Origin of the sequence: Pseudomonas sp. COR18, assembly GCF_048568395.1 — a bacterium.
Classification (GTDB): domain Bacteria; phylum Pseudomonadota; class Gammaproteobacteria; order Pseudomonadales; family Pseudomonadaceae; genus Aquipseudomonas; species Aquipseudomonas fuscovaginae_B.
Genome location: NZ_CP183808.1, coordinates 718,609 through 737,491, shown reverse-complemented (window position 1 = coordinate 737,491; position 18,883 = coordinate 718,609). Strand labels below are relative to the sequence as shown.

Below are 18,883 nucleotides of genomic sequence, written 5' to 3'. Positions count from 1 at the left end.
GCGGAGACTGTGTTATGCCCCTCGCTCCCAATCCTTTTCTCCAGGCCAACGCTGCGGCCAAGTCCAAGGTGGACCTCGCGAGCAGCCAGCCGACTCCGGCTGCGCAGCCCAAGGACAACGGGTCCAGCTTTGCCCAGGTCTACAAGGACACCCAGAGCAAACCGGCCAAAGTAGCCGATAGCGTGGTCAAGTCGACTCGGGACAGCAGTGCCGCGGTACCGGCAAAAAAGGACGCGATCGCCAGCAAGCAGGACGATGCGGCAAAGCCGGCGGTTGCCGATAGCGGCAATTCCTTGCCTGCCAGCAAGACCGATGACAAGACCGCCACCGGCAGCGATACCGCTCAGGCTGGCAGTGATGACCAGGCGAGCACCGACGACAGCGGCAAGGACACCAGTGGCAGCGCTGCGGTGGCGGATGCCGCTCCGGTGGATCCGGTTGTCGATCCGGCGTTGATCCAGGCCGTCGTCACGCCGCCGGCTGCTCAAACGCCGCCCGCGCCGGTGCAGCCTCAACCGGTGGTGGAGGCGCCGCTGGCGGCGGCTGTGACCGCAGCGCCGGCGCAGGCTGCCACGACACCGTCGAGCATCGACGACTTCGACCCGAACGCCGATCCGTTGGACAACCTGCCGGTCGTGCGCCTGGCGATGGAGCAGAGCGGTCACGTGTCGGCCGCCAGCCAATCGACCACCCCCAAGACCGCCGGCAACGGCGACCAGGATCCGACCCAGGCGCAGAACCTGGCCGGTAACCTGGGTATGCTGGTGGATCAGAAAACCGACACCGGTACCACCGAACAGGGCGGCGAGAAGTCCTTCAAGGGCCTGATCGAAGATGGCCTGAAGGATCTGAAAAGCGCTTCCAGCGACACCCGTGTCGATGATTTCGCCAATCGCCTGGCGGCCTTGACCCAGGCAGCGGTACCCAAGACCGCCAATGCCCTGCCGGTCAACCAGCCATTGGCCATGCACCAGAGCGGCTGGACCGAGGAAGTGGTCAACCGGGTCATGTACCTGTCGAGTGCCAACCTCAAGTCCGCTGATATCCAGCTGGAGCCGGCGGAGCTCGGGCGGCTGGACATCAAGGTCAACATGGCGGCCGATCAGACCACGCAGATCAATTTCATCAGCGGCCATGCCGGTGTTCGTGATGCGCTGGAAGGCAACCTGTTCCGTCTGCGCGAGATGCTCCAGCAGCAGGGCCTGGGCCAGACCGATGTCAGCGTGTCCGACCAGGCGCGTGGCTGGGCCGGCCAGGGGCAGGACCCGCAACAGCAGCAACAGCAGGCCCAGAAGGGCAACAACAACGGTGGCACCCGCGTTGATGGTGGCGATGATGAGCTGTCCGTCGCAGCGGTCGGTGACGCAGCGGCGGCGGCCGGCACCAGCGTCGTGGTGGGCTCCAGCGCGGTCGACTACTACGCCTGAGGCCGCGCCTTTCAGCGCCTTGTCCTTGCAGGTGCCGTACCGCCGGCTCCTGCCGGGAGCTGCACGCCTTCATGGAAGCGGTCGGGCGGGCGTCTTTGCCGCCCGGTGCCGCTCTCGTCCTTTCTTTCGCCAACTCTGGCATAACACTTGCTCCTGCCTAGCCGTGCGACTGTGAAAAACCGAATAGTGACGGATTATTGGCATGGCGAAGAGCGAAGCAGCAGCGGTAAAGGAACCAGGCGGGAAAAGCAAACTCAAGCTGATTATCGTGATCGTGGTGGCGCTGTTGCTGGCCATCGGTCTGTCCGTGGGGGCGACCTGGTATTTCATGCACAGTGCCCAGAGCAAGCCCGCACCGGAGGCGCATGCCGAGGCGGCCCCGGCCGGCAAGCAGCCGGCGATCTACGAGCCGATGGCGCCAGCCTTCGTTGCCAACTTCAAGGACGCCACCGGCCGCCAGCGCTACATGCAGGTGAGCATCACCCTGCTGGCGCGCAACCAGGCTGATCTGGATGCCCTCAAAGTGCACATGCCGGTGATCCGCAACAACCTGGTCATGCTGTTCTCCGGGCAGACCTACGAAACCCTCGCGACTCCGGTCGGTCAGGAACTGCTGCGCCAGAAGGCCACTGCCAGCGTGCAGGAAGTGGCCCAGAAAGAGGTGGGCAAGGTCGTGGTCGAACAGTTGCTCTTCACTAACTACGTACTGCAGTAGGATCACGACATGGCCGTGCAGGACCTGCTGTCCCAGGATGAGATCGATGCCCTCTTGCATGGCGTCGACGACGGTCTGGTACAGACCGAAAACGTTGCCGACCCCGGCAGCGTCAAAAGTTACGACCTGACCAGCCAGGATCGCATCGTCCGTGGACGCATGCCGACCCTGGAGATGATCAACGAGCGTTTCGCCCGCTATACCCGTATCAGCATGTTCAACATGCTGCGCCGTTCCGCCGACGTGGCGGTGGGCGGGGTACAGGTGATGAAGTTCGGCGAATACGTGCACTCGCTGTACGTGCCGACCAGTCTCAACCTGGTCAAGATCAAGCCGCTGCGCGGCACTGCGCTGTTCATCCTCGACGCCAAGCTGGTGTTCAAGCTGGTGGACAACTTCTTCGGCGGCGACGGGCGTCACGCCAAGATCGAGGGCCGCGAGTTCACCCCGACCGAACTGCGGGTGGTGCGCATGGTGCTGGAGCAGGCCTTCGTCGATCTGAAGGAAGCCTGGCAGGCGATCATGGAAGTCAACTTCGAGTACATCAACTCGGAAGTGAACCCGGCCATGGCCAACATCGTCGGCCCGAGCGAGGCGGTGGTGGTGTCCACGTTCCATATCGAACTCGACGGCGGTGGCGGCGACCTGCACGTGACCATGCCGTATTCGATGATCGAGCCAGTGCGCGAAATGCTCGACGCCGGCTTCCAGTCGGACCTCGACGACCAGGACGAGCGCTGGGTCAAGGCCCTGCGCGAAGACGTGCTGGATGTGGCCGTGCCGCTCAGTGCCACCGTGGCCCGCCGTCAGCTGCGCCTGCGGGACATCCTGCACATGCAGCCGGGGGACGTGATTCCGGTGGAGTTGCCCGAGGACATGATCATGCGCGCCAACGGCGTGCCGTCGTTCAAGGTCAAGCTCGGTTCCCACAAGGGCAACCTGGCGTTGCAAGTGATTTCGCCGATCGAGCGCCGTTGAGCGCCCGATCAGGCATGTACCGTTAACTGAATTTCTGCCCGCCGAGGATGACTCATGGCTGACGAACACGATATGAACGACCAGGCCCTGGCTGACGAATGGGCGGCCGCCCTGGAAGAGTCCGGTGAATCCGGCCAGGCCGATATCGACGCCCTGCTGGCGGCCGATGCGGCCACCGCGCCGGGCTCCAACCGCCTGCCGATGGAAGAGTTCGGCAGCATGCCGAGGAGCCAGGACCCGGTCACCCTCGATGGGCCGAACCTGGACGTGATCCTGGACATTCCGGTGTCGATTTCCATGGAAGTCGGCAGCACCGATATCAACATCCGCAACCTGCTGCAGTTGAACCAGGGTTCGGTGATCGAGCTCGACCGCCTGGCCGGTGAGCCGCTGGACGTGCTGGTCAACGGTACGCTGATCGCCCACGGTGAAGTGGTGGTGGTGAACGAAAAGTTCGGTATCCGTCTGACCGACGTGATCAGCCCGAGCGAACGCATCAAGAAGCTGCGCTGAATGAGCAGGTTCCTCGGCGCACTCCTGTGGCTGCCGGTCTCTGCGCTGGCCGCCGAGCCCGCGGCCACGGCGACAGCGGGCCCTGCGCCGACGGTCGGTGGCGGGATGGCCGGGCAGTTGACGCAACTGGTGCTGGGCCTGCTGCTGGTGCTGGCGGTGATCTTCGTCCTCGCCTGGCTGGTGCGCCGCGTGCAGCAGGCGGGGCCGGCGGGCAAGGGGCAGGTGATCGAAGTCGTTGGCTCCCGTGCGCTCGGGCCGCGTGACCGGCTGGTGCTGGTGCAGGTCGGCAAGGAGCAGATCCTGCTCGGCCTGACGCCGGGTACGATCACCCCGTTGCACGTGCTCAAGGAGCCGGTCCAGGTGCCCAATGGCGAGCCGGCGGCCCCGGAGTTCGCCCAACGCCTGATGGAATTGCTGGGTAAGGACAAGAAGTGATGGTTGCGTTGCGTTTCATCCTGACACTGGCGCTGGTGCTGGCCGCGCCGCTGGCGTTCGCTGCCGATCCGTTGTCGATCCCGGCGATCACCGTCGGCACGGGCGCCAACGGCCAGCAGGAATACTCGGTCAGCCTGCAGATCCTGCTGATCATGACGGCGCTGAGCTTCATCCCGGCGTTCGTCATCCTGATGACCAGCTTCACCCGGATCATCATCGTCTTCTCGATCCTGCGCCAGGCCCTGGGCCTGCAGCAGACGCCGTCGAACCAGATCCTCACCGGCATGGCGCTGTTCCTGACCCTGTTCGTCATGGCGCCGGTGTTCGACAAGGTCAACCAGCAGGCCCTGCAGCCCTATCTCGCCGAGAAGATGACGGCCCAGGATGCGGTGCTCAAGGCTCAGGGGCCGCTCAAGGATTTCATGCTGGCGCAGACCCGCAGCAGTGACCTGGAGCTGTTCATGCGCCTGTCCAAGCGGACCGACATCGCCTCGCCGGACCAGGCGCCGCTGACCATCATCGTGCCGGCCTTCGTCACTTCCGAGCTGAAGACCGCGTTCCAGATCGGTTTCATGATCTTCATCCCGTTCCTGATCATCGACCTGGTGGTTGCCAGTGTGCTGATGGCGATGGGGATGATGATGCTGTCGCCGCTGATCATTTCCCTGCCGTTCAAGATCATGCTGTTCGTGCTGGTGGATGGTTGGGCGCTGATCATCGGTACCCTGGCCAGCAGTTTTGGTGGTGTCTAGATATTTACGGGTAGCGCGCCATGACGCCTGAAGTAGCCATTGATATTTTCCGTGATGCCCTCTGGCTGACCACGCTGATGGTTTCGGTGCTGGTGGTGCCGAGCCTGATCGTCGGGTTGATCGTGGCGATGTTCCAGGCCGCCACGCAGATCAACGAACAGACCCTGGGTTTCCTGCCGCGCCTGCTGGTGATGCTGATTACCCTGATCGTGGCCGGGCCGTGGCTGGTGCAGAAGTTCATGGAGTACATCCAGTCGCTCTATGGCAGCATCCCGCAGGTCATCGGCTGACATGTCGCTGCTGGCGCTGACCGACGCGCAGATCAGCACCTGGGTCGCGAGCTTCATGTTGCCGCTGTTCCGGGTCGGCGCGGTGCTGATGACCATGCCGATCTTCGGTACCACCCTGGTTTCGCGACGGATCCGGATGTATTTCATCCTGGCCATTACCGTGGTGATCGCGCCCGGCCTGCCGCCGATGCCCGAAGTCCACCCGCTCGATCTCAGCGGGCTGATGCTGATCGCCGAGCAGATCATCATCGGCGCCTTGCTCGGTTTCTCCCTGCAACTGTTCTTCCAGGCCTTCGTGGTGGCCGGACAGATCGTCGCGATCCAGATGGGCATGGGCTTCGCCTCCATGGTCGACCCGGTCAACGGTGTCTCGACGGCGGTAATCGGGCAGTTCTTCACCATGCTGGTGACCCTGATGTTTCTCGGGATGAACGGTCACCTGGTGGTGTTCGAGGTGCTGACCGAGAGCTTCACCACCCTGCCGGTGGGCAGTGGCCTGGCGACCACGGATTTCTGGACGATCGTCGGCAAGCTCGGCTGGGTACTCGCCGCGGCGCTGATGCTGGTACTGCCGGCGATCACCGCGCTGCTGGTGGTCAACGTCGCCTTCGGCATCATGACCCGCGCCGCGCCGCAACTGAACATTTTCTCCATCGGCTTCCCGTTGACCCTGGCGTTGGGGATGCTGATCCTCTGGGTCAGCCTCGGGGATATTCTCAATCAGTATCAACCGCTGGTCGTCGAGGCCCTGCAGTTTTTACGTGAACTGGCACGGGCGCGCTGAGCATGGCAGAGAGCGAGAGCGGTCAGGACAAGACAGAAGAGCCCACGGAGAAACGCAAGAAGGACTCCCGGGAAAAGGGTGAGATCGCCCGCTCCAAGGAGCTCAATACGCTCGCGGTGATGCTGGCCGGGGCGGGTGGGCTGCTGGTCTTCGGCGGTACGCTGGCGCAGCAGATGGCCGAGCTGATGCGCTTGAACTTCACCCTGTCGCGCGAGGTGGTGCTCGACCAGCGCTACATGGCGATCTTCCTCATGCAGTCGGGCAAGCTGGCGATCCTGGCGGTGCAGCCGCTGCTGCTGACTCTGCTGATCGCCGCCTTCGTCGGGCCGATTTCCCTGGGTGGCTGGTTGTTCGCCGCCGGCAGCATGGCACCCAAGTTCAGCCGCATGAATCCGCTGGCCGGTCTCAAGCGGATGTTCTCGACCAAGGCCCTGGTGGAACTGCTCAAGGCCCTGGCGAAATTCTTCATCGTCCTGCTGGTGGCGCTGGCGGTGCTGTCGTCGGATATCGACGATCTGGTGCGGATAGCCCATGAGCCCCTGGAAATGGCGATTATCCACAGTCTGCAACTGGTCGGCTGGAGTGCCTTGTGGATGTCCCTCGGCCTGCTGCTGATCGCTGCGGTGGATGTGCCGGTGCAGTTGTGGGAAAGCCACAAGAAGCTGCTGATGACCAAGCAGGAAGTGCGCGACGAATACAAGGATCAGGAAGGGCGTCCCGAGGTCAAGCAGCGGATTCGCCAGTTGCAGCGGGAGATGTCCCAGCGTCGGATGATGGCGGCGATTCCCGAGGCCGACGTGGTCATCACCAACCCGACCCACTACGCGGTCGCGCTCAAGTACGATTCGGAAAAGGGCGGGGCGCCGATCCTGTTGGCCAAGGGTAACGACTTCATTGCCCTGAAGATCCGCGAGATCGCTGTCGAACACGAGATCATGCTGCTCGAATCACCGGCCCTGGCCCGTTCGATCTACTACTCCACCGAGCTGGAGCAGGAGATTCCGGCGGGGCTGTATCTGGCGGTGGCGCAGGTGCTGGCGTACGTCTACCAGATCCGCCAGTTCCGCGCGGGCAAGGGTCGCCGGCCGGACCCGCTCAAGGACGACCTGCCGATTCCGCCGGAGTTGCGCCGCGATTCCTGATGGGCCCGCAAGTCTTGCTTTCCCCCGCATTTTCAACGTCTTCGTCATAGTTGGAGAGCTTCTTGCAGAAGCAGCTCCACGACGCCCGCAGGCGTCAAAAGTTTGCTTCAAGGTGACGAGGAATACCGGTGGATCGCACTCAACTCATCAACACTGCACGCAGCAACCTGGCCGGCCTCGGTCGGGGCAACCTGGGTGTGCCGCTGCTGCTGTTGGTCATGCTGGCGATGATGATGTTGCCGGTGCCGGCCTTCCTGCTGGACGTGTTCTTCACCTTCAACATCGCCCTGTCGATCGTCGTCCTGCTGGTCTGCGTGTATGCGCTGCGGCCGCTGGATTTCGCGGTGTTCCCGACCATCCTGCTGGTCGCCACGCTGTTGCGCCTGGCGCTGAACGTGGCATCGACCCGGGTGGTCATGCTCCATGGCCAGGAAGGCCATGCCGCTGCGGGCAAGGTGATCCAGGCTTTCGGTGAGGTGGTGATCGGCGGTAACTACGTGGTCGGTATCGTGGTCTTCGCGATCCTGATGATCATCAACTTCGTCGTGGTCACCAAGGGTGCCGGGCGGATTTCCGAGGTGAGCGCGCGTTTCACCCTCGATGCGATGCCCGGCAAGCAGATGGCGATCGATGCCGACCTCAACGCCGGTCTGATCGACCAGGCCCAGGCCAAGGCGCGCCGTGCGGAAGTGGCCCAGGAGGCCGAGTTCTACGGTTCGATGGACGGTGCCAGCAAATTCGTCCGCGGTGACGCCATCGCCGGCCTGCTGATCCTGTTCATCAACCTGATCGGCGGCATGGCGGTCGGCATCTTCCAGCACAACATGACATTCGCCGACGCCGGCAAGGTCTACGCCCTGCTGACCATCGGTGACGGTTTAGTGGCGCAATTGCCATCACTGTTGTTATCCACAGCCGCGGCCATCATGGTGACCCGTGCCTCCGGCTCGGAAGACATGGGCAAGCAGATCAACCGGCAGATGTTCGCCTCGCCCAAGGCCCTGGCCGTGGCCGCCGCGCTGATGGCGATCATGGGGCTGGTGCCGGGCATGCCGCACATCTCCTTCCTCAGCCTGGCGCTGCTGGCCGGTGGTGCGGCCTACCTGCTCTGGAAAAAGCAGAACGCCGCCAAGGTCCAGGCCCTGGCCGAAGTCCAGCGCCAGCAGGAACTGCTGCCGTCGCCGGCCCGCGCCATGGAAACCAAGGAACTGGGCTGGGACGACGTGACCCCGATCGACATGATCGGCCTGGAAGTGGGCTACCGCCTGATTCCGCTGGTGGATCGCAACCAGGGCGGGCAGTTGCTGGCGCGGATCAAGGGCGTGCGCAAGAAGCTGTCCCAGGACCTGGGCTTTCTGATGCCCACCGTGCATATTCGTGACAACCTCGACCTGGCGCCCAGCGCCTACCGCCTGACCCTGATGGGGGTGATCCTGGCCGAGGCCGAGATCTATCCCGAGCGCGAACTGGCGATCAACCCGGGGCAGGTCTATGGCACGCTCAACGGGATTACCGCCAAGGACCCGGCCTTCGGGCTGGATGCGGTCTGGATCGAGATCAGCCAGCGCGCCCAGGCACAGTCGCTGGGCTACACCGTGGTCGATGCCAGTACCGTGGTCGCGACCCACCTCAACCAGATTCTGTACAAGCACTCCAGCGAGCTGATCGGTCACGAGGAAGTCCAGCAACTCATGCAACTGCTGGCCAAGAACTCGCCGAAACTGGCCGAGGAACTGGTGCCGGGGATCATTTCCCTGTCGCACCTGCTCAAGGTGCTGCAGGCGTTGCTCGCCGAACACGTGCCGGTGCGCGATATCCGCACCATTGCCGAAGCGATCGCCAACAATGCCTCCAAGAGTCAAGATACTGCCGCTTTGGTTGCCGCCGTGCGTGTCGGTTTATCCCGCGCAATCGTCCAAAGCATTGTAGGGCTTGACTCCGAGCTGCCTGTGATCACCTTGGAACCCAGGTTGGAACAAATATTGCTCAATAGTCTGCAGAAGGCCGGACAAGGCTCGGAAGAGGGCGTTCTGCTCGAACCGAGCATGGCTGAAAAGCTTCAGCGTTCACTGATTGAGGCCGCCCAGCGTCAAGAGATGCAGGGGCAGCCGGTGATCCTGCTGGTAGCCGGTCCGGTTCGCGCGATGCTTTCGCGGTTCGGACGCCTGGCGGTACCCAGCCTGCATGTGCTGGCTTACCAGGAAATTCCGGACAACAAGCAAGTCACCATCGTTGCGACAGTAGGGCCCAACGGCTGAGGTAGTGGGTTATGCAAGTTAAGCGTTTTTTCGCCGCCGATATGCGTCAGGCCATGAAGCTGGTTCGTGACGAATTGGGCTCGGACGCGGCCATCATCGGCAACCGCCGGATCGCCGGCGGTGTCGAGCTGACGGCTGCGCTCGACTACAAGCTCTCGGCCCTGGCCCCACGGGTTCCGAACATGGAGCTCGAGGACGAGTTGCGCAAGACCCAGTCGCGGATCGTCACCGCCCAGGCCGAACTGAGCCTGCGCAGCGAAGGTGAAAGCGATGCAGGCACCAACCGCCAGTTGTTCGCCGGCCTGCCGCTGACCGCGGCGGAACCGCTGATCGAACCGACCTTCGACGAGCCACGCCGTCCGGCTCCGGCCCCGGCTGCAGCGGCCCCGGCGGTGGACCAGCGGGTTTTCGAGTCGATGCGCTCGGAGCTCAACGGCCTGCGTGAACTGCTGGAAGTCCAGCTCGGCTCGCTGGCCTGGAACCAGTTGCAGGGGCGCCAGCCGGAGCAGGCCAACCTGTGGCGGCGCCTGCAGCGCATCGGCCTGTCCGGGCCGCTGTCGCGCGACCTGCTGGCACTGATCACCGACATCCAGGACCCACGCCAGGCCTGGCGCATGCTGCTGGCGCACCTGGCACGCATGATCGTCACGCCCGAGATCGAACCGCTGGAAGAGGGCGGGGTGATCGCCATGGTCGGCCCGGCCGGCATGGGCAAGACCACGACCCTGGCCAAGCTGGCCGCACGCTACGTACTCAAGTACGGCGCACAGAATATCGCGCTGGTAAGCATGGACAGCTTCCGCATTGGCGCCCAGGAGCAGCTCAAGACGCTGGGGCGGATTCTCAATGTCTCCGTGACCCATGTCGACCCCGGCCAGTCCCTGGCCCAGGCCCTCGATCCGCTGCTGCGCAAGCGCGTGGTGCTGATCGACACCGCCGGCCTGCAGGCCAGCGACCCGGCCTTGCGCATGCAGCTGGAAAGCCTGGCCGGTCGCGGGATCAAGGCGAAGAACTATCTGGTCCTGGCCACCACCAGCCAGAAGCAGGTGCTCACCGCCGCCTACCATAGCTACAAGCGCTGTGGCCTGGCCGGTTGCATCCTGACCAAACTGGACGAGACGGCAAGCCTCGGCGAAGTGCTGAGCCTGGCCATCAGCCATGAACTGCCGGTGGCCTATCTGACCGATGGCCCGCGGATCCCGGACGATCTGCATCTGCCACGCCGTCACCAGCTGGTGAGCCGTGCGGTGAGTGTGCAGATGCAGGAAGAACCCAGCGAAGAGGCCATGGCCGATATGTTCGCTGACATCTACCACAGCCCCTCCAAACGAGTGGGGTGAGGTAACCATGAAGACGTTGCAACGCATCTACATCGATGGTCTGCCAGGCATTAGTCTCCCTCGGGAGCGCGCAGCCAGTTATGTGGCCTTCCGTCTACGCAAGACAAGGTAAGAAGAGAACATGGGTAGCATGCATCCCGTACAGGTGATTGCGGTGACCGGCGGCAAGGGTGGCGTCGGGAAGACTAACGTGTCAGTGAACTTGTCCCTGGCGCTGGCTGAGCTTGGCCGGCGTGTCATGCTGCTGGATGCCGACCTGGGCCTGGCGAATGTCGACGTTCTGCTGGGGCTGACCCCGAAACGGACCCTGGCCGATGTGATCGAGGGCCGCTGCGAGTTGCGCGATGTGCTGCTGCAGGGGCCAGGCGGGATCCGTATCGTGCCGGCGGCCTCCGGTACCCAGAGCATGGTCAATCTCAATCCGGCCCAGCATGCCGGCCTGATCCAGGCGTTCAGCGATATCGGCGACAATCTCGACGTGCTGGTGATCGACACCGCTGCGGGTATTGGTGACTCGGTGGTCAGTTTTGTCCGCGCGGCCCAGGAAGTGCTGCTGGTGGTCTGCGACGAGCCGACCTCGATCACCGACGCCTATGCGCTGATCAAGCTGCTCAATCGCGACTACGGCATGAATCGTTTCCGGGTGCTGGCCAACATGGCCCAGAGCCCGCAGGAAGGGCGCAACCTGTTCGCCAAGTTGACCAAGGTCACGGACCGCTTCCTTGACGTGGCCCTACAATACGTCGGCGCCGTTCCCTACGACGAATGCGTTCGCAAGGCCGTGCAGAAGCAGCGTGCGGTCTACGAAGCCTTCCCACGTTCGAAATGTGCCCTGGCGTTCAAGGCCATCGCGCAGAAGGTCGACACCTGGCCGTTGCCCGCCAACCCGCGGGGGCACCTGGAGTTCTTCGTCGAACGTCTGGTACTTCAAACGAGTGCGGGACCGGTGCTATGACTGCAAGTGGCTATCGCATGTATTCCAAGTCTTCGCGTGACAGCCAGTATGAATTGATCGAGCGATACGCGCCGCTGGTCAAGCGCATCGCCTATCACCTGCTGGCACGGCTGCCGGCCAGTGTTCAGGTCGAGGACCTGATCCAGGCCGGGATGATCGGCCTGCTCGAGGTTTCGACCAAGTACGACTCGGGCAAGGGCGCGAGTTTCGAGACCTATGCCGGTATCCGCATTCGTGGCGCGATGCTCGACGAGGTGCGCAAGGGCGACTGGGCACCCCGTTCGGTACACCGCAACACCCGCATGGTCAGTGACGCAATCCGCGCAATTGAAGCGAAAACCGGTCGCGACGCTAAAGATCATGAAGTTGCAGCCGAACTCCAGTTGAGTCTCGATGATTATTACGGGATTTTGAATGATACCTTGGGCAGCCGCCTGTTCAGTTTCGACGACCTGTTGCAGGACGGCGAACATGAAGGGTTGCATGAGGATGGCGCGAGTGCTCATCTCGAACCGTCGCGCGATCTGGAGGATGAACGCTTCCAGGCCGCACTGGCGGACGCGATCGCCAATTTGCCGGAGCGTGAGCGGCTGGTGTTGTCGCTGTACTACGACGAGGAGCTGAACCTCAAGGAAATCGGTGAGGTCCTGGGGGTCAGCGAATCACGGGTCAGCCAGTTGCATAGCCAGTGCGCAGCCCGTTTGCGGGGGCGTTTGGGAGAGTGGCGAGCGCGTTGACGGGGCAGTGTGTGGGGACACTGCGAACGAGACCGATGCAGCGTGTGACGGTGTATCGGCGGCTCGGCCGGTTGTGGTTTCCATGCAGTAGGGTACAGAGCCTTGTCGAGTGTTGTGCCGAATTGATTTAACAGCGCGTCCAGGTGCTGAAACGCGTTTAAGACTGCTTGGAGGTCGAATTGAACAAGAACATGAAAATCCTCATTGTTGATGACTTTTCAACGATGCGGCGGATCATCAAGAACCTGTTGCGTGATCTCGGGTTCACCAACACTGTCGAGGCCGATGACGGTACTACCGCCATTCCGGTGCTGAACAGTGGCAGCATCGACTTTCTGGTCACCGACTGGAACATGCCCGGCATGACCGGCATCGATCTGCTGCGCCACGTGCGTGCCGACGAGAAGCTCAAGCACCTGCCGGTCCTGATGGTAACGGCCGAGGCCAAGCGCGAGCAGATCATCGAGGCCGCACAGGCCGGTGTGAACGGCTATGTGGTCAAACCGTTCACGGCCCAGGCGTTGAAAGAGAAGATCGAGAAGATCTTCGAACGCATCGGTTGATGAAGTCCGCCACGGGGGCGCTATGGAGCACTACGAATCCTCTCTGGGCGATTTTGAATCGACCCTGAAAAAACATGCTCGTGAGCTGGTCGACAGCCTTGAAAAAGGCCGCTTCGGCGACGCCGTGCAAATGATCCATGAGCTGAACCAGGCCCGTGACCGCGGCTTGTATCTGGAAGTCGGCAAGCTGACCCGCGAGCTGCACAGTGCGATCGTCAATTTCCAGATCGATCCCACCATGCCGCAAGCCGAGGAGGTCTCGCAGATCACCGATGCCACCGAGCGCCTGTCCTATGTGGTCAGGCTGACCGAGGCTGCGGCCAACCGCACCATGGATCTGGTGGAGAGCGCGACCCCGCGGATCAATGGCCTGAATGACGAGGCCAAGGCGCTGAGCGCCGACTGGGGGCGGTTCATGCGGCGCGAGGTCGGTGCCGAGGAATTCCGTGCGTTGGCCCGCCGGGTCGACAGTTTTCTGACGCGCAGCGAGCAGGAAACCCAGGCGGTTTCGAGCGAACTCAACGACATCCTGCTGGCCCAGGATTATCAGGATCTGACCGGCCAGGTGATCAAGCGTGTCACGCAGATGGTCACCGAGGTCGAGAGCAACCTGCTCAAGCTGGTGCTGATGGCCAGCCATGTGGATCGCTTTGCCGGCATCGAGCATGACCGTGAAGCGATCCTTGCGCAAAAAGATCCACAAAAACAAATGGCAAAGGGTGAAGGTCCGCAGATTCATGCCGATAAACGTGAAGACGTTGTGTCCGGCCAGGACGATGTCGACGATTTGCTTTCCAGCCTTGGATTCTAGGAGCACCCATACACATGAGCTTCGGCGCCGATGAAGAGATCCTTCAGGATTTCCTGGTTGAGGCCGGCGAGATTCTTGAGCAACTGTCCGAACAACTGGTCGAGCTGGAAAGCCGGCCGGACGATGCGGACCTGCTCAATGCCATCTTTCGCGGTTTTCACACTGTAAAAGGGGGCGCCGGCTTCCTCCAGCTCAACGAGCTGGTGGAGTGCTGTCACATCGCCGAGAACGTGTTCGACATCCTGCGCAAGGGTGAGCGTCGCGTCGACGCCGAGCTGATGGACGTGGTCCTGGAAGCGCTCGATGCGGTCAACGGCATGTTCGGCCAGGTGCGCGAGCGCAGCCCGATCACTCCAGCGACCCCGGAACTGCTGGCGGCCCTGTCGCGCCTGGCGGAACCCGCCGGTGCCGAACCGGCGCCGGAGCCCGTGGCCGAGGTCGCGGCAGCCGAGCCGGAACCGGTGGCCGAACCGGTCGCCGAAAGCCCGTCCGGCGACATCACCGACAATGAATTCGAACAGTTGCTCGACTCCCTCGACGGTGGCAAGGCCGATGCGCCACAAGCCGCCAGCGAAGGCGAGGCCGAGAGCGACGAAATCACCGATGCCGAGTTCGAGTCCCTGCTCGATCAGTTGCATGGCAAGGGCCAGTTCGCGCCCGACGCCGTGGCGGCTTCGGCCCAGGCACCGACCGCCGAGGCGGCCGGTGAGCAGCCTGACAGCGGCGACATTACCGACGACGAATTCGAAGCCCTGCTCGATCAGTTGCATGGCAAGGGCACGTTCAAGGTCGAGGGGATCGACACCGCCGCGGCAGCGGCCCAGGCCGCGGAAGTGACCGGTGCGTCCGGCAGCGACCTGATCACCGATCAGGAGTTCGAGTCCCTGCTCGACGAACTGCACGGCAAGGGCAAGTTCACCGATGTGGCAGCCAGTGCCGCCGCGCCGGCCGTCGCCAAGCCGGCCGCCGTCTCTGCACCGGCCGCTGCCTCGGCCACTTCCGCCCCGGCCGCCAAGGCTCCGGCGGCAGCGGCTGCGGCCTCACCGGCGCCAGCGGCGAAAGCGGCACCCGCCCCGGCTGCCGCCGCAGCGGCCCCGGCTCCGGCCCGTGCCCCGGCACCAGCCGCCGCGGGCGCAGGCGACAAGCCGGCTGCCAGTGAAGCGGAAACCACGGTGCGGGTCGACACCGCGCGCCTGGACGAGATCATGAACATGGTCGGCGAGCTGGTGCTGGTGCGTAACCGCCTGGTGCGCCTGGGGCTCAACAGCGGCGACGAGGCCATGTCCAAGGCGGTGTCCAACCTCGATGTGGTGACCGCCGACCTGCAGACCGCAGTGATGAAGACCCGCATGCAGCCGATCAAGAAAGTCTTCGGCCGCTTCCCGCGCCTGGTCCGTGACCTGGCCCGGCAGTTGAAGAAAGAGATCAACCTGGAACTGGTGGGTGAGGAAACCGACCTCGACAAGAACCTCGTCGAGGCACTGGCCGACCCGCTGGTCCACCTGGTGCGCAACTCGGTCGACCACGGTATCGAAGAGCCGGCCGACCGCGAAGCGATGGGCAAGCCGCGCAGTGGCCGGGTGGTGCTTTCGGCCGAACAGGAAGGCGACCACATCCTGCTGTCGATCTCCGATGACGGCAAGGGCATGGATGCCGACGTGCTGCGCAGCATCGCCGTGAAGAAGGGCCTGATGGACAAGGATGCGGCGGATCGCCTGAGCGAGACCGACTGCTTCAACCTGATCTTCGCCCCGGGTTTCTCGACCAAGACCGAGATCTCCGACGTGTCCGGCCGCGGCGTCGGCATGGACGTGGTGAAGACCAAGATCGCCCAGCTCAACGGCACCATCAATATCTACTCGACCAAGGGCAAGGGCTCGAAGATCGTCATCAAGGTGCCGCTGACCCTGGCGATCATGCCGACCCTGATGGTCATGCTCGGCAACCAGGCCTTCGCGTTCCCGCTGGTCAACGTCAACGAGATCTTCCACCTCGACCTGTCGCGCACCAACGTGGTCGACGGCCAGGAAGTGGTGATCGTGCGCGACAAGGCCTTGCCGCTGTTCTATCTCAAGCGCTGGCTGGTCAGTTCCGCTGTTCATGAAGAGCAGCGCGAGGGCCATGTGGTGATCCTTTCCGTCGGCACCCAACGCATCGGCTTTGTCGTCGATCAATTGGTTGGCCAGGAGGAAGTGGTAATCAAGCCTCTGGGCAAAATGCTGCAGGGAACCCCGGGCATGTCGGGCGCCACCATCACCGGTGACGGTCGCATCGCGCTGATTCTCGATGTGCCGAGCATGCTCAAGCGTTACGCCGCGCGGCGTATTTGATTCTGGTACGGCGACAGGACATGAGTCCTGCGCCGTGTCTAACGGAGTGTTTATGGTAGTCAAGGTCCTGGTGGTGGATGACTCGGGTTTTTTCCGCCGCCGCGTCTCGGAAATCCTTTCGGCGGATACGAGCATCCAGGTCGTCGGTACGGCGACCAACGGTAAAGAAGCGATTGATCAGGCGCTGGCGCTCAAGCCGGATGTGATCACCATGGACTATGAGATGCCGATGATGGATGGCATCACGGCAGTGCGGCACATCATGCAGCGCTGCCCGACTCCGGTGTTGATGTTTTCCTCCCTGACCCACGAAGGCGCCCGCGTCACGCTCGACGCGCTGGATGCCGGTGCCGTGGACTTCCTGCCGAAGAACTTCGAAGACATCTCGCGCAACCCCGAGAAGGTCAAGCAACTGCTGTGCGAGAAGGTTCACAGCATCTCGCGCAGCAACCGTCGTTTCAGCAGCTACAGTGCCCCGGCGCCGCAGCCCACTGCCGCTCCGGCACCGTCCGCCACCAGCAGTTTCTCCAGCAGCCATGCCCCGGCTCCCGCGCCGGTACGCAGTGCGCCGCCGCCCAGCCGCAGCGCGCCACCGGCCGCCACCGCCAGCACTTCCGGCACGCCCAAGCGCAAGGCCTACAAGCTGGTGGCGATCGGTACCTCGACGGGTGGGCCGGTGGCCCTGCAGCGCGTGCTGACGCAATTGCCGGCGAACTTCCCGGCGCCGATCGTGCTGATCCAGCATATGCCGGCCGCCTTCACCAAGGCCTTTGCCGAACGCCTGGACAAGCTCTGCCGGATCAGCGTCAAGGAAGCCGAGGATGGTGACATCCTGCGTCCGGGCCTGGCCCTGCTGGCGCCAGGTGGCAAGCAGATGATGGTCGACGCCCGCGGCGCGGTGAAAATCCTGCCGGGCGACGAGCGTCTCAACTACAAGCCTTGCGTGGACATCACCTTCGGTTCCGCGGCCAAGTCCTACGGCGACAAGGTTCTGGCGGTGGTGCTGACCGGCATGGGTGCCGACGGTCGCGAAGGCGCGCGCCTGCTCAAGCAGGGCGGCAGTGCGGTCTGGGCCCAGGATGAAGCGAGCTGCGTGATCTATGGCATGCCAATGGCGATCGTCAAGGCCGACCTGGCCGACGCCGTCTACAGCCTGGACGATATCGGCAAGCACCTGGTCGAGGCCTGTCTCTGATGGATGTGTTGAGCCTCATCGGTATCATCATGGCCTTTGTCGCCATTATCGGCGGCAACTTCCTCGAAGGCGGTCATATCGGCGCCCTGGCCAACGGCCCGGCGGCGCTGATCGTGCTCGGCGGGACCATCGGCGCGGCGTTGCTGCAGTCGCCGATGAGCGCCTTCAAGCGTGCCATCCAGATTCTCGGCTGGATCTTTTTCCCGCCCCGGGTCGACCTGGCCGGCGGTATCGACCGGGTGGTCAACTGGAGCCTCACCGCGCGCAAGGAAGGCCTGCTGGGCCTGGAAGGCGTGGCCGATACCGAACCCGACAGCTACTCGCGCAAGGGCCTGCAACTGCTGGTCGACGGCGCCGAGCCGGAAGCCATCCGCAGCATTCTCGAGGTGGATTTTTTCACCCAGGAAAGCCGTGACATCGAAGCCGCCAAGGTCTTCGAGAGCATGGGCGGCTACGCCCCGACCATCGGCATCATCGGTGCGGTGATGGGCCTGATCCACGTCATGGGCAACCTCAGCGATCCGTCGCAGTTGGGCAACGGCATCGCCGTGGCCTTCGTCGCCACCATCTACGGCGTGGCCAGTGCCAACCTGGTGCTGCTGCCGATCGCCAGCAAGCTGAAGTCGATCGCGGTACGCCAGTCGCGCTATCGCGAGATGCTGCTCGAAGGCATCCTGTCGATTGCCGAAGGCGAGAACCCGCGCTCCATCGAACTGAAGCTCCAGGGCTTCATGGATTGATGGAGTAGTCATGGCCAGGCGTCGCCACCACGAAGAGCATGTGAACCACGAGCGTTGGCTGGTCTCCTATGCCGACTTCATCACCCTGCTGTTCGCGTTCTTCGTGGTCATGTATTCGATCTCGTCGATCAACGAGGGCAAGTACAAGATCATTTCACAGGCGCTGGTCGGCGTGTTCACCGATGCCGACCGCAGTATCAAGCCGATCCCTATCGGCGACGAGCGCCCGGTCACCGTCAAGCCGGCCGATCCGCTGATCAAGGATGCCGAGCAGACCGATGCGGCCCTGGGGCAGGGCGCGGCGGATCCGCTCAAGAGCATCGCCGATGACATCAGTGCGGCGTTCGGCGACCTGATCAGCTCCAACCAGATGACCGTGCGCGGCAACGAACTGTGGGTGGAGATCGAACTCAATTCCGGTCTGTTGTTCGGCAGCGGCGATGCCTTGCCCAGCGACAAGGCGTTCGACATCATCGCCAAGGTGGCGAAAATCCTGAAGCCGTTCGACAACCCGATCCATGTCGAGGGCTTCACCGATGATCAGCCGATCCGCACGGCGCAGTATCCGACCAACTGGGAACTGTCCTCGGCGCGTTCGTCGAGCATCGTGCGGATGATGGCGATGGAAGGGGTCAACCCGCAGCGCATGGCGTCGGTGGGTTATGGCGAGTTCCAGCCGGTGGCCAACAACGCCACGGCCGAAGGGCGCGCGCGCAATCGCCGAGTGGTACTGGTGGTGTCGCGCAACCTCGACGTGCGACGCAGCCTGACCGGTACCGGCACCGCCAATGCAACACCCGATGCGGCATTGAAGCGGGCTGGCACACAAACTGCACCGCCAGCGGTAAAGCAAGCGGTACGCGAGAGCTCCGTCAATTCTCCGGCACCTGCTCTATAACTTGGCGCTATTTCTCGGCG

General features: G+C 63.3%; 19 protein-coding genes. All 19 read left to right on the top strand.

Annotated elements, in window-relative coordinates:
* Nucleotides 1–14: 14 nt before the first annotated feature.
* The 19 genes from ACM62G_RS03360 to motD all read left to right on the top strand — a co-directional run bounded on the left by ACM62G_RS03360 (nt 15) and on the right by motD (nt 18,863).
* The gene (locus ACM62G_RS03360) at nt 15–1,427 is read left to right on the top strand and encodes a flagellar hook-length control protein FliK (RefSeq protein WP_419736683.1); all 1,413 of its coding nucleotides are present in this window, start codon (nt 15–17) and stop codon (nt 1,425–1,427) included.
* A gap of 202 nt (nt 1,428–1,629) precedes the next feature.
* Entirely contained in the window at nt 1,630–2,142 is a 513-nt protein-coding gene (gene fliL, locus ACM62G_RS03355; RefSeq protein WP_054061284.1) for a flagellar basal body-associated protein FliL, read from the top strand.
* 9 nt (nt 2,143–2,151) lie between these two features.
* Nucleotides 2,152–3,120 (top strand): flagellar motor switch protein FliM, encoded by a 969-nt coding sequence (fliM, locus tag ACM62G_RS03350; RefSeq protein ID WP_054061283.1) that lies wholly within the window; start codon nt 2,152–2,154, stop codon nt 3,118–3,120.
* A 54-nt stretch (nt 3,121–3,174) separates the two neighbouring features.
* A complete protein-coding gene (gene fliN / locus ACM62G_RS03345) occupies nt 3,175–3,633 on the top strand; it encodes a flagellar motor switch protein FliN (RefSeq protein ID WP_054061282.1) in 459 nt (152 codons plus the stop codon).
* Nucleotides 3,634–4,068, top strand: coding sequence for a flagellar biosynthetic protein FliO (fliO, locus tag ACM62G_RS03340; RefSeq protein ID WP_273819355.1), 435 nt, complete (start codon nt 3,634–3,636; stop codon nt 4,066–4,068).
* Nucleotides 4,068–4,820, top strand: coding sequence for a flagellar type III secretion system pore protein FliP (gene fliP / locus ACM62G_RS03335; protein WP_054064086.1), 753 nt, complete (start codon nt 4,068–4,070; stop codon nt 4,818–4,820). The genes fliO and fliP overlap by 1 nt, the downstream gene beginning before the upstream one ends.
* Before the next feature lie 20 nt (nt 4,821–4,840).
* Nucleotides 4,841–5,110 carry a flagellar biosynthesis protein FliQ gene (gene fliQ, locus ACM62G_RS03330; RefSeq protein WP_054061324.1) on the top strand — a complete coding sequence of 90 codons (270 nt, stop codon included), beginning with the start codon at nt 4,841–4,843 and terminating at the stop codon, nt 5,108–5,110.
* A gap of 1 nt (nt 5,111) precedes the next feature.
* Nucleotides 5,112–5,894, top strand: a complete 783-nt coding sequence (gene fliR / locus ACM62G_RS03325; RefSeq protein WP_054061323.1) for a flagellar biosynthetic protein FliR — start codon at nt 5,112–5,114, stop codon at nt 5,892–5,894.
* 2 nt (nt 5,895–5,896) lie between these two features.
* Nucleotides 5,897–7,036 carry a flagellar biosynthesis protein FlhB gene (gene flhB / locus ACM62G_RS03320; RefSeq protein ID WP_416772364.1) on the top strand — a complete coding sequence of 380 codons (1,140 nt, stop codon included), beginning with the start codon at nt 5,897–5,899 and terminating at the stop codon, nt 7,034–7,036.
* A gap of 128 nt (nt 7,037–7,164) precedes the next feature.
* Complete coding sequence (gene flhA, locus ACM62G_RS03315) at nt 7,165–9,294, top strand: flagellar biosynthesis protein FlhA (RefSeq protein WP_273819357.1); 2,130 nt, start codon at nt 7,165–7,167, stop codon at nt 9,292–9,294.
* An 11-nt stretch (nt 9,295–9,305) separates the two neighbouring features.
* The gene (gene flhF, locus ACM62G_RS03310; protein WP_054061320.1) at nt 9,306–10,634 is read left to right on the top strand and encodes a flagellar biosynthesis protein FlhF; all 1,329 of its coding nucleotides are present in this window, start codon (nt 9,306–9,308) and stop codon (nt 10,632–10,634) included.
* Between the two features lie 121 nt (nt 10,635–10,755).
* Nucleotides 10,756–11,589, top strand: a complete 834-nt coding sequence (gene fleN, locus ACM62G_RS03305) for a flagellar synthesis regulator FleN (protein ID WP_017902274.1) — start codon at nt 10,756–10,758, stop codon at nt 11,587–11,589.
* Complete coding sequence (gene fliA / locus ACM62G_RS03300) at nt 11,586–12,326, top strand: RNA polymerase sigma factor FliA (protein ID WP_054064087.1); 741 nt, start codon at nt 11,586–11,588, stop codon at nt 12,324–12,326. Before fleN ends, fliA begins: the two co-directional genes overlap by 4 nt.
* A gap of 191 nt (nt 12,327–12,517) precedes the next feature.
* Nucleotides 12,518–12,889 carry a chemotaxis response regulator CheY gene (locus tag ACM62G_RS03295; protein WP_003183998.1) on the top strand — a complete coding sequence of 124 codons (372 nt, stop codon included), beginning with the start codon at nt 12,518–12,520 and terminating at the stop codon, nt 12,887–12,889.
* A gap of 22 nt (nt 12,890–12,911) precedes the next feature.
* A complete protein-coding gene (locus ACM62G_RS03290; RefSeq protein WP_419736682.1) occupies nt 12,912–13,700 on the top strand; it encodes a protein phosphatase CheZ in 789 nt (262 codons plus the stop codon).
* A 14-nt stretch (nt 13,701–13,714) separates the two neighbouring features.
* Complete coding sequence (locus ACM62G_RS03285; protein WP_054064088.1) at nt 13,715–16,030, top strand: chemotaxis protein CheA; 2,316 nt, start codon at nt 13,715–13,717, stop codon at nt 16,028–16,030.
* A 52-nt stretch (nt 16,031–16,082) separates the two neighbouring features.
* Nucleotides 16,083–17,225, top strand: a complete 1,143-nt coding sequence (locus tag ACM62G_RS03280) for a protein-glutamate methylesterase/protein-glutamine glutaminase (protein ID WP_273819358.1) — start codon at nt 16,083–16,085, stop codon at nt 17,223–17,225.
* A complete protein-coding gene (locus tag ACM62G_RS03275; RefSeq protein ID WP_054061400.1) occupies nt 17,225–17,965 on the top strand; it encodes a flagellar motor protein in 741 nt (246 codons plus the stop codon). The genes ACM62G_RS03280 and ACM62G_RS03275 overlap by 1 nt, the downstream gene beginning before the upstream one ends.
* A gap of 10 nt (nt 17,966–17,975) precedes the next feature.
* Nucleotides 17,976–18,863 (top strand): flagellar motor protein MotD, encoded by an 888-nt coding sequence (motD, locus tag ACM62G_RS03270; RefSeq protein WP_273819359.1) that lies wholly within the window; start codon nt 17,976–17,978, stop codon nt 18,861–18,863.
* Nucleotides 18,864–18,883 lie beyond the last annotated feature (20 nt).

Excerpts from the sequence above, each read along its gene's own strand:
- ACM62G_RS03360 (WP_419736683.1), top strand. The coding sequence starts at position 15 with ATGCCCCTCGCTCCCAATCCTTTTCTCCAGGCCAACGCTGCGGCCAAG.
- fliL (WP_054061284.1), top strand. The coding sequence starts at position 1,630 with ATGGCGAAGAGCGAAGCAGCAGCGGTAAAGGAACCAGGCGGGAAAAGC.
- fliM (WP_054061283.1), top strand. The coding sequence starts at position 2,152 with ATGGCCGTGCAGGACCTGCTGTCCCAGGATGAGATCGATGCCCTCTTG.
- fliN (WP_054061282.1), top strand. The coding sequence starts at position 3,175 with ATGGCTGACGAACACGATATGAACGACCAGGCCCTGGCTGACGAATGG.
- fliO (WP_273819355.1), top strand. The coding sequence starts at position 3,634 with ATGAGCAGGTTCCTCGGCGCACTCCTGTGGCTGCCGGTCTCTGCGCTG.
- fliP (WP_054064086.1), top strand. The coding sequence starts at position 4,068 with ATGGTTGCGTTGCGTTTCATCCTGACACTGGCGCTGGTGCTGGCCGCG.
- fliQ (WP_054061324.1), top strand. The coding sequence starts at position 4,841 with ATGACGCCTGAAGTAGCCATTGATATTTTCCGTGATGCCCTCTGGCTG.
- fliR (WP_054061323.1), top strand. The coding sequence starts at position 5,112 with ATGTCGCTGCTGGCGCTGACCGACGCGCAGATCAGCACCTGGGTCGCG.
- flhB (WP_416772364.1), top strand. The coding sequence starts at position 5,897 with ATGGCAGAGAGCGAGAGCGGTCAGGACAAGACAGAAGAGCCCACGGAG.
- flhF (WP_054061320.1), top strand. The coding sequence starts at position 9,306 with ATGCAAGTTAAGCGTTTTTTCGCCGCCGATATGCGTCAGGCCATGAAG.
- fleN (WP_017902274.1), top strand. The coding sequence starts at position 10,756 with ATGGGTAGCATGCATCCCGTACAGGTGATTGCGGTGACCGGCGGCAAG.
- fliA (WP_054064087.1), top strand. The coding sequence starts at position 11,586 with ATGACTGCAAGTGGCTATCGCATGTATTCCAAGTCTTCGCGTGACAGC.
- ACM62G_RS03295 (WP_003183998.1), top strand. The coding sequence starts at position 12,518 with ATGAAAATCCTCATTGTTGATGACTTTTCAACGATGCGGCGGATCATC.
- ACM62G_RS03290 (WP_419736682.1), top strand. The coding sequence starts at position 12,912 with ATGGAGCACTACGAATCCTCTCTGGGCGATTTTGAATCGACCCTGAAA.
- ACM62G_RS03285 (WP_054064088.1), top strand. The coding sequence starts at position 13,715 with ATGAGCTTCGGCGCCGATGAAGAGATCCTTCAGGATTTCCTGGTTGAG.
- ACM62G_RS03280 (WP_273819358.1), top strand. The coding sequence starts at position 16,083 with ATGGTAGTCAAGGTCCTGGTGGTGGATGACTCGGGTTTTTTCCGCCGC.
- ACM62G_RS03275 (WP_054061400.1), top strand. The coding sequence starts at position 17,225 with ATGGATGTGTTGAGCCTCATCGGTATCATCATGGCCTTTGTCGCCATT.
- motD (WP_273819359.1), top strand. The coding sequence starts at position 17,976 with ATGGCCAGGCGTCGCCACCACGAAGAGCATGTGAACCACGAGCGTTGG.